Source organism: Thalassospira permensis NBRC 106175, from assembly GCF_000714555.1.
In the GTDB taxonomy this organism is placed as follows: domain Bacteria; phylum Pseudomonadota; class Alphaproteobacteria; order Rhodospirillales; family Thalassospiraceae; genus Thalassospira; species Thalassospira xiamenensis.
Window position 1 is genome coordinate 362,915 of the sequence record NZ_AUNC01000001.1, and the last position, 13,564, is coordinate 376,478.

Consider the following 13,564-nt stretch of genomic DNA (forward strand, 5'->3'; position numbering starts at 1 on the left):
CCTTGATCGGTTTGTCTTAGCCCGCCAGTTCGACGGAACGTTTCCGGGCGGCTTCAACCGCGCGGGTCATCAGGTCGGGCAGGCCGTTCTGGGTATCCATCAGCACCGAAAGTGCTGCAGCCGTCGTGCCACCGGGGCTGGTAACATTTTCGCGCAGGGTCGCCGCGGTTTCTTCGCTGGCATCAAGCAGGAAACCGGCGCCGACAACAGTCTGACGGGCGAGCATCATTGCCTGATCGGCTTGCAGTCCTGCGGATTCGCCTGCCTGTGCCATGGCTTCGACCAGATGGAAGATATAGGCCGGTCCACTGCCCGAAAGGGCGGTGACAGCATCCATCAGGCTTTCATCGCTTACCCACGATACCATGCCGACAGTGGCCAAAAGCGTTTCGCACATATCGCGCTGCGCCTGACTGACATTATCGGTCGGGCACATCACGGTCATGCCACGGGATACGGCAGCCGGGGTATTGGGCATGGCGCGCACAATGCGTGCGGTTTCGCCAAGGTGTCCTGCAAAAAAGCCGATGGTTTTCCCTGCGGCAACCGACAGGAAAACCGTTTCAGCCCGGACCAGCGGTTTGTAATCTTCCATCACATCGGGCAGGACCTGTGGCTTGACGGCAAACAGCACGACTTGCGGGATGAAATCCTGCGGGACTTCGGTGATATCGGTAATGCCGTGCACGCCATAGCGGGTTGAGAGTTTCTCGGCGGCTTCGGCTTGTTCGATAATATAGACATTATCCGATTTAAGCCCTTTGGCCAGCCAGCCTTCCAGCATGGCACTGCCCATTTTGCCACAGCCGACCAGCAATAGACGCGTATTCATGAAATCTGCTCCGATTTTTCCATCCCTGACTGCCGAATATGTGTGGATCAGCAATCGCAATGCAATGCCGTAGCGATGTTCTGAAGGTGGGTCAAGTCGGTGACAGGGGCAAGGGGCGTGAGGAAATTCACAACAGTTTGCCCTCAGATATCACGCTGCGGGGTGTTTTTCTGACAACACCAATCCGCGCGGGATTTTGTATCGTCCGAGGTATTGTTCAAGCCTGTCGACCGGGATTTATATCGCGATGACCATTCGCGGGCGGTGGCAAAAATTTTTCAGCGCCCGCAAACAGAAAGGGTCGGCACATGGTCCGACCCCTTTGAAAATGCGTCTGGCGGTAACGCGCCGCCTATGCCTGGCCGACAGGTTCCAGCATCGAATGGGTCAATGCCTCGTCCGGGGTTTTGCCCTGACCCAGCACAAAGTTGAAAGCCGGGAAAAAGCGTTCGCATTCGGAGATGGCGATATCAATCAGTTCTTCGAACTGTTCGACCATCGGCGGGACATCGCCGCCAAACAGAAGCGTATGGCGGAACAGCGGCATGTTTTCGTCGAGCCACAATCCGAAATGGCCGAGCCAAAGCTGTTCATTGCATTTTGCCAGCAATTCATAGATGCGCGGGCGCAGCGGCTCGGGAACGAACAGGTCATAGCAGCAGGCAATGTGAAGCGCTTCGGCATCTTCGCGCCAGGTGAAATAGACCAGATACGTGCACCAGTGCGCCGGGATTTCGACAACGACTTCATCGTCGCTGCGACGTTCCACGTGCCAGTCATTGGTGCGGGCGATATCTTCAACAAGCAGCAACGGATTTTCGTCACCGAGGTCGCCGATATCTTCCAGGTGGTCGTTCATATAAATTTGCCAGTCTCTGCATATGCGAAAGGGCGCGCACTATATGCCGGTGCCCGCCGCGTTTCAACCGCCCCGCGACGCGTGACGGAAATGAATTTCAAATGATCGGCAATCCGCTGTCCCTGGCCGACCTTTCCGCGGCCCTGCGATGAACGGCGTTCCTTGCCTGTATGTGGGGATGATTTCCCGGTTATGCGTCTTTTTTTGCTGCCGGTTTGCTGCTGGTGCGTTTGGTGGCCGGTTTTTCAGCTTTTGCCAGACGATCTTCGAGTTCTGCAATCCTGGCTTCGAGGCCGTCGATGCGTTCAGCCGCGCGGATGGCGACATCGTGAATGACGTCGAATTCTTCGCGTGTGACCATGTCCATCCCCGCCAGGATTTTTTCAAACTGCTGGCGGACAAGTGCATCGATCTCGCCTTTGACACCGGTCATGGTTCCGAGGGCGGAATTGGTGACACGGGTCAGGTCGTCAAGAATACGGTTATTGATCTGCATCTTTGTCTCCGGCTTTTGGCGGTATCTGTGTGTTACGGCATATCCGCAAAACATGCGCATAATATGGGCTTTGCACAGCGCAAGGCAAGTTGATCGTCAATCAGGCACCTGTAAAGGAAAAACAAACGGCTTTCCTTGCCCCGGATCGGGGCGGGGCCTATAAAGTTGTCAGTTTTCATAATTGATTGCCCCAAAGGCCCGACAGGGTCGCAGCAAGGGCTGGCGCACAAGACCAATGTGCCGCGAGGAGAATGCAATGCTGATCGTAACCGGTGGTGCCGGATTTATCGGGTCCAATATCGTGGCCGCCCTTGAAGAACGCGGTGAAACCGACATTGTGGTCGTTGACCGTCTGCGCGACGGGATCAAATGGAAAAACATCGCAAAACGTAACCTGCGCGATATCGTTCATCCCGATGATCTGCCGGCGTTTCTGGACGCGCATAACGATATCAAGGCGATTTTTCACATGGGCGCGATTTCGGCCACCACCGAACGCGATGCCGACAAGATCGTGCAGAACAATTTCAAACTGACCACCTGGCTTTGGGAATGGTGCGCGCGCCATTCATCGCGGTTGATCTATGCATCGTCGGCGGCGACCTATGGCGATGGCAAGCAGGGCTTTAACGACAGTTTTGATCAGGGTGATCTGGCAAAACTGGCACCGCTGAATGCTTATGGCTGGTCAAAACATGCAACCGACCGCCGGTTCAGAACCATCCTTGATCAGAACGGTTTCCGTCCGAAACAGTGGGCCGGGCTTAAATTCTTTAACGTCTATGGCCCGAACGAATATCACAAGGGCGGCATGCGCTCGGTCGTGTCGCAGATGTTTGACAAGCTTTCGGCGGGTGAAACCGCAACCCTGTTCAAATCGCATCATCCCGACTACGAGGATGGCGGGCAGCTTCGCGATTTTGTCTGGGTCGGGGATGTTGTCGATATCATCATGTGGCTTTACGACAACCCGCAGTTTAGCGACCTGTTTAACGTCGGCACCGGCAAGGCACGCAGTTTCAAGGATCTGGCGCTTTCGGTATTCAGTGCGATTGGCAAGGAACCCGATATTCAGTATGTGCCAACACCTGAAAGCATTCGCGACAAATACCAGTATTTCACCGAGGCCAATATGGCCAAACTGCGTGCGTGCGGATACGGTGCGAGCATGACCCCGCTTGAAGAAGGGGTGCGGCAATATATTCAGGATTACCTTGCGACCGAGGACCCGTTCCGTTGATCCGATGCGGGGTAGGGGATGGTTTGCCATGTTCCTGCCCTGATCGTTTGCGACCAGTCGGTAAATTAACAGATATACGTCACGGAGTTTCCCCTGATGCTAAGCCTTGCCTTTCCGGCGATTGATCCGATCGCGATCTCTATCGGTCCGATTGCAATCCGCTGGTATGCCCTTGCCTATATTGCCGGGTTGCTGCTTGGCTGGCGTTATGTCGTCTATTATTGCACCAAAACGCCCAATATCATGAGCAAACGCGACATCGACGATTTGCTGTTTTGGGCGACGCTTGGCGTCATACTTGGCGGGCGTACGGGATATATCCTGTTTTACAATCTGGAATATTACATGGCGAACCCGGCCAATATCCTGAAAGTGTGGCAGGGTGGCATGGCGTTCCATGGCGGGTTCATGGGCGTGATCGTGGCGATCATCCTGTTTGCGCGCAAACGCGGCATTTCGATTCTGGCGGTACTGGATGCGGCGGCGGTGGCAACGCCGATCGGGCTGTTTTTCGGGCGGATCGCCAATTTCATCAATGGCGAGCTGTTTGGCCGTGTGACCGATTCCCCGCTTGGCATGGTGTTTCCAAATGGCGGGCCGGAACCGCGCCACCCAAGCCAGCTTTACGAAGCAGCGCTTGAAGGTCTGATCCTGTTTATCGTGCTGTTTGTCCTGTCGCGCAGTGCCTATGTCCGCCATCGGCCGGGTATTCTTGGCGGAACATTCGTTGCCGGTTATGGCATTTCGCGCATCATCGTGGAATTTTTCCGCCAGCCCGATGCGCAGCTTGGCTTCCTGACATTCGGGGCGACCATGGGGCAGTTGCTGTCGATCCCGATGGTTCTGGCCGGCATTGGCTGCATTGTCTTTGCGATGAAATCCGATCCGATTGAAACGCGCAAGCTTCCAAAAGAAGACCAGCCAAAAGACGGACAGAAGGCGTGACCGAGACTTCCGAAAACCCGCTGCTTGAGCATCTGAAACGGCGCATCGCCCTTGGCGGGCCGATCACGATTGCCGATTTCATGAGTGACGCGCTCGCCCATCCCGAGCATGGATATTACCGCAAACAGGACCCGTTCGGGCGCAAGGGTGATTTCATCACCGCGCCTGAAATCAGCCAGATGTTTGGCGAACTGATCGGGCTTTGGGCGGCGGTGACATGGCAGCAGATGGGAAGCCCGCGCAAGATCAATCTGGTGGAGCTGGGACCAGGGCGCGGGACGCTGATGGCCGATGCCCTGCGTGCGGTGCGCAATGTGCCGGGGCTTTCTGATGCGTTAACCGTGCGGTTTGTTGAAACCAGTCCGGTCCTTAGAACCCATCAGCAAACCGCGATCATGCCTTATGGCATCCCCGCAACCTGGCACGAGGCATTTGACGATATTCCGGTCAGTGGCAATGCACCGATGATTGTGATCGGCAACGAATTTTTCGATGCCCTGCCGATCCGTCAGTTTGAACGCGCAAGCCATGGCTGGTGCGAACGGCTGGTTGGGGTGGATGCCAATACGGGTGAACTTGGGTTCGTGCGCGGGGCGGAAACGCCGGTGACGGATGCGCTGGTGCCAGCCACATTGCGTGGCACGGCAAAGCCCGGCGATATTTTTGAAAGCTGCCCGGCGGCGATTGCGATTGCAGATCAGGTCGCGCGCCGCCTGAACGCGGTTGGCGGCGCGGCTTTATTCATTGATTACGGCCATCCCCACAGTGCGTTTGGTGATACCTTGCAGGCGCTTAAGGACCATAAATATCATCCGGTTCTGGAGCAGCTCGGTGATGCGGACCTGACCGCGCATGTTGATTTTGCCGCCATCGGGCGGGCAATGCTGGAAGCGGATGCGCGGATCGGTGCGGTCCTGACGCAGGGCACGTTCCTTCGGATGCTGGGTATTGAACAGCGTGCCGAACTTTTGAAAGAAGGTGCCGATGATGTGCAGGCAAAATCGATTGATGCGGCCTTGGCACGCCTGATCGATGCCGATCAGATGGGAACCCTTTTTAAAGTGCTGATCGGATATGGTCGCGAAACGGCGCCGCCACCTTGTGTCAGCGGTGCCGAAGGATGACGGAGCTTTCGATGACCAGCCAGATAACCCGCGGAATTGAACGCAATGCCAATGGCCTGATGTGGTTCGAGGCCGAAAGCCTGCAACATCAAGGTGGTCTGCGTCATGGCTTTCTGACCCGCAAGGGCGGGGTGAGTGATGGCATCCATAGCGGACTGAATGTCGGGTTCGGGTCGGATGACAGCCGGGACCGTGTTACGGAAAATCGCGCACGTGCGGCAAAGGCGTTTGGTACGAAGGCGGACCGTCTGACCACGGTTTATCAGGTGCACGGGATTGATGTTGCGGTGCTGAAACGCCCGCTGGAGCGCGAAGAAGCCCCGAAGGCTGATGCGATGGTAACCGACCGCCCCGATGTGATGCTGGGCATTCTGACGGCGGATTGCACGCCGGTATTGTTCCATGATGCAAAGGCGCGCGTGATTGGTGCGTGTCATTCAGGATGGCGCGGATCATTTGCCGGGATATCCGAGGCAACCGTAAGTGCGATGGAAAAGCTTGGCGCGTCGCGTGACAATATATCGGCCTCTGTCGGGCCGTGCATTGCGCGTCCGTCCTACGAAGTCGATGCCGGGTTCCGTGATACGATCCTGTCGGGTCCATCCGGGGATGAGGACCTTTTTGATCGATCCGTCCGCGATGGTCACTTCATGTTCGATCTGCCGGAATATGTCCGCCGCCGGACCATGGCGACAGGTATTGCCGCGGTCGAGCTGGTGGCGCGCGATACCTTGGCCGAAGAAGAATTGTTTTACAGCTATCGCCGTACGACCCTTCGCGGTGAACCTGATTACGGACGGCAGTTATCGGCGATCATGCTGACCGGTTCCTGATCCCGGGATTGCGAGGAAACATGCTATGCCCCATTTGATCATGCTGTTCTTCTTTATGATCATTGCAGCCATGGTTGGCTGCGTTTTGATGTGACGCGGTGAATTTGAATAGATGATTTCTCGATTACGGTTTCTGGTTCTTTTTGCGTCCTGTGTTTTGCCGCTTGCGGCATGCGGTGATTTACCGCGCCCGTTTGAAGGTGCCGGTCGCGAAGGTGATCCGACATTGCTGGAACTGCGCGATACCAACACGGTCCGGGTCGAGATCGGCGAAGATCTGCCCGAGGGGGCATCGGTGCATTTGTCGCGCGCGATGGCACGCGCGCTTCGCAATCTTGATATCCCGGCTTATAGCGACAGCCAGACCGGCGGTGACTTTATATTGCGGCCCAATGTCGAGTCCCGCCTGGCGAGCGGTGATGCGGCCTATATTGATGTGACCTGGGTTTTGATGAACCCGGATGGCCTGGCGATTGATACCGCCCGCGGGGCGGGGGAATTGCAATCAGGTTACTGGTTTGCCCAAACCCCGAACGGCCCCGAAGAAACCAACCTTGCCGTGCCCAAGGAGCTTGCCGACAAGGTTCGCGACCTTAAGGGCGAAAAGGTCGATCCGGCACAGCAGGCATATGATCAGCTGGTGGACGAGCCGGCCAAGCGGATTGCGTTTCTGATTTCGGGTGATCGTTCCCAATTTGCCGAGGCACCGGTGGTGAAGATCGCACTTGTTGATTTTGCAGGGGCACCGGGCGATGGGAATGAAGCACTGGTACGTTCCGCGGGGGCGTTGCTGCGTGCCAAGGGGATCGAGGTTGACGATGAAATAGACGATAGATCGATCATTTTATCAGCGACAATTTCCGTTAAACCGGTGGAACGCAAAACCACGACGCCGCTTGATCAGGTTCAGATCGACTGGGTGATCATGGACCCGGATGGCACCGAATTGGGCCAGATGGCGCAAAACAATGTCGTGCCGCACGGACGGCTTGATGAACGTTGGGGGTCGGTGGCATCGATTGCCGCCCAGGCCGCTGTCGATGCCCTTGAAGGGGCGCTTAATCAGGTGGCGCGCAAAAAGGGCATGATGCTTAAGGCCGATAAAAAGACGGTATCGTCACGTTGATAGCGTGCTGATCGTCCGATATTGTGCCAATCTGCATGACTGCCTTGTCGATATTCGGCACCGCGACCATTTACAGACTGTTAACGGCTGGTTATAACACCGCCGCGGTTCACTGATATGTGGACTTGCTCATTATTGGTCTTTGAGTGTCGTGGATATGTCGTTGGACCGGAAGGCGAAAGCGCCGAATTATACGGTCAAGTAAACGACAGGAAAGACGTGACGGGATCTGTTACCGGCAAGTTTGCATCCGGCCTGTACCGCACAGGACATTAGATCTATTCACTTTCCCGGCACCCATTAACCGAGGCCCCGCCATGAAGATCCTCGCTTGTAACAGCAACCGCCCGCTGTCTGAGGCAATTGCTGATCACTTGAGCCTGCCGCTTACCCGTGCAGATCTCAAGCGATTCTCCGATCAGGAAATCTGGTGTGAAATACAGGAAAACGTCCGCGGTGAGGACGTTTTTGTCATTCAGAGCACTTCTTTCCCTGCAAACGACCATCTTATGGAACTTCTGGTGGTTCTTGATGCGCTTCGCCGTGGTTCGGCCCGCCGCATTACCGCTGTGCTTCCGTATTTCGGATATGCGCGTCAGGATCGTAAATCGGGTCCCCGTACCCCGATTTCGGCAAAGCTGGTTGCCAACCTGATCACGGTTGCCGGTGCAGACCGCGTTCTGACCATGGACCTTCATGCCGGTCAGATTCAGGGCTTCTTCGATATTCCGCTTGATAACCTGTTTGCGTCCCCGGTTCTGACCAGCGACATCCGCAACAAGTTCGAAGGCCAGAAACTGGTTATCGTCAGCCCGGACGTTGGTGGTGTGGCACGCGCGCGTTCCGTTGCAAAACGTCTGGATGCCGAACTGGCCATCATCGACAAACGCCGCCCGCAGGCCGGTGTGTCCGAAGTCATGCATGTTATCGGTGACGTGAAGGATGCGGCCTGCATTCTGGTTGACGACATCGTTGATTCGGCTGGCACCCTTTGCAATGCGGCGACGGCTCTTAAAGAGCGTGGTGCGGCATCGGTTGCGGCCTATGTTTCGCATGGTGTTCTGTCGGGCCCGGCTGTTGAGCGCATTGCCAATTCGCCGATGACCGAAGTCGTGACCACGGACTCGATCAAGGCATCCGAAGCGGTGCGTGGCTGTTCGAAAATTCGTCAGCTTCCGATTGCACCTTTGATGGCCGAAGCCATTCGTCGAATTTCGGAAGAAAAATCTGTTTCCGTTCTTTTCGATTGAGGGTATAAGGCGCTGCTGCGCTGGCACCCCTGGAGGCCAGCGCGTTTGCTTTCGTGGGTTTTCACCGGTGATTTGCACCAGCCCACGGTCGCAATATGTTTTTAGTTCAAGGAGATTTTCCGATGGCAAACACTGTTATCACTGCGGAAATCCGTGAACGGGCCGGAAAGGGGGCCGCCCGTGCCGTGCGTCGTGCCGGTATGGTCCCTGGTGTCATTTACGGAGCAAAACAGGAACCTGTTCTGTTCCAGATTGACCCGCGTCCGCTCAACAAGCTTCTGCACAAGCAGGGTTTCTTCTCGCACATTCTTGATGTCAAGATTGGCAAAGAAACCTACGAAGTCCTGCCACGCGACGTACAGTTCGACAAAGTGACGGATGCTCCGATCCATGTCGACTTCCTGCGTTTTGCAAAAGGTCAGACCATGACCGTTGAAGTCCCGGTTCGCTTCGTTAATGAAGAGAAATCTCCGGGCCTGAAAAAAGGCGGCGTTCTGAACATCGTTCGTCACGATGTCGAAGTTGAATGTGCACCGAATGCCATTCCGGAAGAACTCGTCTTCGATCTGACTGGTGTCGAAGTTGGCGACTCGATTCACATTTCGGCGATCAAATTGCCGAAAGGTGTCGAACTCACCATTACCGACCGTGACTTCACGGTTGCGACTGTTGCTGCTCCGTCTGCGCTTAAATCGGAAGAAAATGCCGAAAGCGCTGACGACGAAGAAGCGACCGAAGAATAAGATCGAGGTCTACGATGTTATTGGTGATTGGATTGGGGAACCCGGGTTCGGGATATGCCGCCAATCGCCACAATATCGGCTTTATGGCGGCGGACGAACTCGTCCGCCGTCATTCTTTTGGCCCCTGGCGCAAGAAATTTCAGGGGCAAATTGCCGAAGGCGAAGTGAACGGCCAAAAGATTCTGGTATTAAAGCCGGAAACTTTCATGAACCTCTCGGGCCAAAGCGTTGGCGAAGTCCTGCGTTTTTACAAAATTCCGATCGAAGACGTTATTGTCCTGCATGACGAGCTGGATCTTCCACCGGGCAAGCTGCGCGTCAAACGCGGCGGCGGCCATGGCGGGCATAACGGATTGCGGTCCATCGACGCCCATTGCGGCAAGGAATATCGTCGTGTGCGGCTTGGTATTGGCCATCCTGGGGAAAAGGAACGTGTTCACGGGCATGTTCTGGGCGATTTTTCCAAGGCCGAACAGAACGGTTGGCTTATGGCGCTGCTGGATGGCGTCGCACTTGAATTCCCGCGTCTCGTCAAGGGAGACGATGGCGGTTTCATGAGCAAGGTTTCGCACATTGTCTCGCCGCCAAAACCCAAGGCCGAGAAAAAGCCAAAACCGGCTGCGGCGGGTGAGAAATCGGCCAACGCTGTGAAAGGCGACGGCAAGATAGAAGATAAAGGTGCGTCTGATGCGCCGGAGGTTGAAGGCAAGCCCGACACCCCGGTCAGCAACGCCGCAACCGCCATGGCGCAGGCACTGGCCCGCGCCTTTAACAAAAAGAAATAGCATCGGGATCGGGGCCTGCCCCATCCTGTTTCAGACACATTCGAAGTGACGGAGCCCGGAAAAGATGGGATTCAAATGCGGTATTGTCGGTCTGCCCAACGTTGGTAAATCGACCCTGTTTAACGCCCTGACACAGACGGCCGCGGCCGAAGCCGCGAACTTCCCGTTCTGTACCATCGAACCGAACACCGGTCGGGTCAGCGTTCCTGATGAACGCCTTGATAAGATTGCCGCCATCGGCAAGTCGGCGACCATCATTCCGACCCAGCTTGAATTCGTTGATATCGCCGGTCTTGTGCGCGGTGCATCCAAGGGCGAGGGGCTTGGTAACCAGTTCCTGGCCAATATCCGCGAAACCGATGCCATCGTGCATGTTTTGCGTTGTTTCGAAGATGGGGACATCACCCATGTCGAAGGATCGGTTGATCCGGTGCGCGATGCGGAAACCATCGAAACCGAATTGATGCTGGCCGATATGGACAGCCTTGAAAAGCGCGTTACCGGCCTTCAGAAGCGTGCCAAGGGTGGCGATAAAGATGCCAAACTGACGCTGGAGCTGATTGAACGTACGCTTGAAGCCCTGCGCGAAGGCAAACCGGCACGTGTTGTTGAAATTAACAACGAAGACGAAGCCAAGGCGTTTCGCATGTTGCAGCTTCTGACCAGCAAGCCGGTCCTTTATGCGTGCAACGTGGATGAAGACAGTGCGGCTGATGGCAATGCGCTTTCGGCCAAGGTTGCCGAAATGGCTGCCTCACAGGGTGCGCGTTCGGTTGTGATTTCAGCCGCGATTGAGTCCGAGGTTGCCCTGCTCGAGAGTGCCGAAGACAAGAAAGAATTCCTTGAAGGTCTTGGCCTTGAAGAAACCGGTCTGGCACGTGTTATCCGCGAAGGCTACAAGCTGCTTAACCTTTTGACCTTCTTCACGGTTGGCCCGAAAGAAGCGCGTGCATGGACAGTATATTCCGGCGCAACCGCACCGAATGCCGCCGGTGTGATCCATACCGATTTTGAACGCGGTTTCATCAAGGCCGAAACCATCGCCTATGACGATTTTATCACCTTTGGCGGTGAAGCCGGTGCACGCGATAACGGCAAACTGCGTCAGGAAGGCAAGACCTACATCGTCAAGGACGGTGACATCTTCCACTTTAAATTCAACGTATAAACCGCTTTTCGGCATTATATGACGATTGGGAAATGCCCCGAAGGCCATCGCAGAAATGCGGTGGTCTTTTGTCATGTCGTTTTGCCTTTTATGGTCTCGGGGCTTGTCAAAACGGTTCTAAACCGCCACCCTTTCGCTATCGCAGCAACGAGGTCGGCATGAACGAATTAAGTCCCGCGAAACGCGTTTTAATGGTTTTCAATTCTGCCACCGGTCAACCCGGTCGGGTTGGGGCTGTTTTGCGCCGGTATGGGTACGAGTTCGATATTCGCCGTCCGGGCGAGGGTGACAGGCTGCCGTCCGATATGTCAGGCTACCATCTGGCGATAGTCTTTGGCGGCCCGATGAGTGCCAATGACGACCATGAGGCCAATGTTGCAAAGATCATGGAATGGCTACCCCATGTCGTGAACAGCAACGCGATGTATCTGGGCATTTGCCTTGGTGCGCAATTGATGGCGCGCCATTTGGGGGCCAAAGTCACCTCGCGTGCCGATGGCATGACTGAAATCGGTTATTATCCGATCGAGGCGACGGAAGCCGGACGTGACCTTTTCCCCGCCGAAATGATGGTCTATCACTGGCACAGCGAGGGGTTCGAGCTTCCCGAGAGGGCCGAGTTGATGGCCCGTGGTTCGGTTTTCCCCAATCAGGCCTATCACGTTGATAACCGGATCTGGGGGATTCAGTTCCATCCCGAGGTCGATGACGAAACCCATGAACGCTGGCTTGCGAAATCGGCGGAAAAGACTGAACGCCCGAATGGTCAGAACCCTGATCAACAGCGTGCCGGACGCGCCAGATATGATGCGGCATTCGGGGCATGGTTTGAAAGTTTTGCGACCCGCGTTCTGATCGACGAGCGGGTTATTGTTGACGCCAACCTTGGCGTTTGCAGCGTTTAGCGTGTGGCCTGATGACAGGTCATCAGGCTTCCTGTGTCGCGCGTTCCCTGACTTGTTCCTGCCACCAGATGATGATTGAGTCCTCGTCAAAGGGCAGGGTTTGGGCATAGCCACCGTGGAAGTCCTGCCAGGCGGCGTCATATTCATCGCGAACCCCGACCAGTACCGGAATTCCCAAATCCATTGCCTTTGATATTACGTCGCGCAATCCGCGCCCGTCGGCTTCGCTGCGTCCAAACCGCCCGATGATCAGGATATCGGGGGCATGATCCAGATCGCCTTCAAGCTGTTCGGACAGGGTTGCCAGTGCATCGCCATCCAGCTTGCAGCCGCGCGCCAGCGACCCGCGGTTTTTGGTGATCGGCATTTCATGTCCGGTGCCAAGATTGCGGACATAAACTAGGGTTCCGCAATCACGGTCCGCGCGGCGTTTCTGCACATAGCCCGCGACGCGCAGCCCCTTGGCAACGACGTGATTTGCCAGACGATCCAGCAGATCGTCGATAGCGTCTTTGGGGAGAAAGGGGATACCAGCCAGCATTTATCTAGCCCCGGTTGCCATGTGGCAAAATGCCGGTGTCGACAAATATCGTCAAAGTCATAGCCCGTCCCTCACGCGGATTTCGGCGTGATCGCCACACAGATGCGATCACGCCGGATAATCGGTTACTGCCACTCGGGAACACCCGACATGTCAGGCAGATGATGCGCGATCCCTTTGTGACAGTCGATACATGTCTTTTCGCCGGTGAACAAAAATTTCTCGTGCGCTTCGACGGCACGGGGGCTTTGGCGGGTAATGTCCATCGATTCAGCAGAATGGCAGTTACGGCATTCCAGCGAATTGTTGGCTTTCAGGCGGGCCCATTCGTGCTGGGCCAGTTCAAGACGCTTTTCAACAAACTTGTCGCGTGTGCTGATGGTGCCGAAAATCTTGCCCCAGACTTCCTTGGATGCCTGCATTTTACGGGCAATCTTGTCAGTCCATTCATGCGGAACATGACAATCCGGACAGGTGGCGCGCACACCGGACCGGTTGGAATAGTGGATGGTTGATTTAAGTTCGGCAAAAACGTTGTCCCGCATTTCATGACATGAAATGCAGAACTTTTCAGTGTTGGTTGCTTCAAGGGCGGTGTTGAACCCGCCCCAGAAGATAACACCGGCAACGAAGCCGCCCAGCGTCAAAAAGGCGAGGCTGAAATGCACACTTGGTGAATTCAGGACCTTCCAATAGCGTTTCAGAAGATCGAACATT

General features: G+C 55.6%; 15 protein-coding genes. 10 read left to right on the plus strand and 5 right to left on the minus strand.

What is annotated here, in order from left to right; genetic code table 11:
• Window positions 1-16 precede the first annotated feature (16 nt).
• The 3 genes from proC to SMB34_RS01590 all read right to left on the minus strand — a co-directional run bounded on the left by proC (window position 17) and on the right by SMB34_RS01590 (window position 2,187).
• Window positions 17-832 carry a pyrroline-5-carboxylate reductase gene (gene proC, locus SMB34_RS01580; RefSeq protein ID WP_037987347.1) on the minus strand — a complete coding sequence of 272 codons (816 nt, stop codon included), beginning with the start codon at window positions 830-832 and terminating at the stop codon, window positions 17-19.
• Window positions 833-1,184: 352 nt separating this feature from the next.
• A complete protein-coding gene (locus tag SMB34_RS01585; protein WP_007090092.1) occupies window positions 1,185-1,691 on the minus strand; it encodes a type III secretion system chaperone family protein in 507 nt (168 codons plus the stop codon).
• Window positions 1,692-1,881: 190 nt separating this feature from the next.
• A complete protein-coding gene (locus SMB34_RS01590) occupies window positions 1,882-2,187 on the minus strand; it encodes an accessory factor UbiK family protein (protein WP_007090091.1) in 306 nt (101 codons plus the stop codon).
• A 256-nt stretch (window positions 2,188-2,443) separates the two neighbouring features.
• Between SMB34_RS01590 and rfaD the strand changes: the two genes are divergently transcribed.
• From rfaD to SMB34_RS01640, 10 genes are all read left to right on the plus strand, one after another.
• Entirely contained in the window at window positions 2,444-3,427 is a 984-nt protein-coding gene (gene rfaD, locus SMB34_RS01595) for an ADP-glyceromanno-heptose 6-epimerase (RefSeq protein WP_037987348.1), read from the plus strand.
• A 93-nt stretch (window positions 3,428-3,520) separates the two neighbouring features.
• The gene (lgt, locus tag SMB34_RS01600; RefSeq protein WP_205618029.1) at window positions 3,521-4,372 is read left to right on the plus strand and encodes a prolipoprotein diacylglyceryl transferase; all 852 of its coding nucleotides are present in this window, start codon (window positions 3,521-3,523) and stop codon (window positions 4,370-4,372) included.
• Window positions 4,369-5,496, plus strand: a complete 1,128-nt coding sequence (locus SMB34_RS01605) for a class I SAM-dependent methyltransferase (protein WP_037987351.1) — start codon at window positions 4,369-4,371, stop codon at window positions 5,494-5,496. Before lgt ends, SMB34_RS01605 begins: the two co-directional genes overlap by 4 nt.
• Before the next feature lie 11 nt (window positions 5,497-5,507).
• A complete protein-coding gene (gene pgeF / locus SMB34_RS01610) occupies window positions 5,508-6,329 on the plus strand; it encodes a peptidoglycan editing factor PgeF (protein ID WP_240478717.1) in 822 nt (273 codons plus the stop codon).
• 112 nt (window positions 6,330-6,441) lie between these two features.
• Window positions 6,442-7,455, plus strand: a complete 1,014-nt coding sequence (locus SMB34_RS01615) for a hypothetical protein (RefSeq protein ID WP_037987354.1) — start codon at window positions 6,442-6,444, stop codon at window positions 7,453-7,455.
• Between the two features lie 317 nt (window positions 7,456-7,772).
• Window positions 7,773-8,705 carry a ribose-phosphate pyrophosphokinase gene (locus tag SMB34_RS01620; RefSeq protein WP_007090085.1) on the plus strand — a complete coding sequence of 311 codons (933 nt, stop codon included), beginning with the start codon at window positions 7,773-7,775 and terminating at the stop codon, window positions 8,703-8,705.
• A gap of 122 nt (window positions 8,706-8,827) precedes the next feature.
• A complete protein-coding gene (locus tag SMB34_RS01625; RefSeq protein ID WP_007090084.1) occupies window positions 8,828-9,448 on the plus strand; it encodes a 50S ribosomal protein L25/general stress protein Ctc in 621 nt (206 codons plus the stop codon).
• A gap of 14 nt (window positions 9,449-9,462) precedes the next feature.
• On the plus strand, window positions 9,463-10,233 hold the full coding sequence (gene pth / locus SMB34_RS01630; protein ID WP_037987356.1) for an aminoacyl-tRNA hydrolase: 771 nt from the start codon (window positions 9,463-9,465) through the stop codon (window positions 10,231-10,233).
• Between the two features lie 64 nt (window positions 10,234-10,297).
• Window positions 10,298-11,401 (plus strand): redox-regulated ATPase YchF, encoded by a 1,104-nt coding sequence (gene ychF / locus SMB34_RS01635; RefSeq protein ID WP_037987357.1) that lies wholly within the window; start codon window positions 10,298-10,300, stop codon window positions 11,399-11,401.
• 158 nt (window positions 11,402-11,559) lie between these two features.
• Window positions 11,560-12,306, plus strand: coding sequence for a glutamine amidotransferase-related protein (locus tag SMB34_RS01640; protein ID WP_037987358.1), 747 nt, complete (start codon window positions 11,560-11,562; stop codon window positions 12,304-12,306).
• Window positions 12,307-12,328: 22 nt separating this feature from the next.
• Here the strand turns inward: SMB34_RS01640 and SMB34_RS01645 are convergent, their stop codons facing one another.
• Window positions 12,329-12,847 carry a DUF2478 domain-containing protein gene (locus SMB34_RS01645; protein WP_037987359.1) on the minus strand — a complete coding sequence of 173 codons (519 nt, stop codon included), beginning with the start codon at window positions 12,845-12,847 and terminating at the stop codon, window positions 12,329-12,331.
• Between the two features lie 125 nt (window positions 12,848-12,972).
• Window positions 12,973-13,563, minus strand: a complete 591-nt coding sequence (locus SMB34_RS01650; RefSeq protein WP_007090079.1) for a cytochrome c3 family protein — start codon at window positions 13,561-13,563, stop codon at window positions 12,973-12,975.
• Between the last annotated feature and the right edge of the window lies 1 nt (window position 13,564).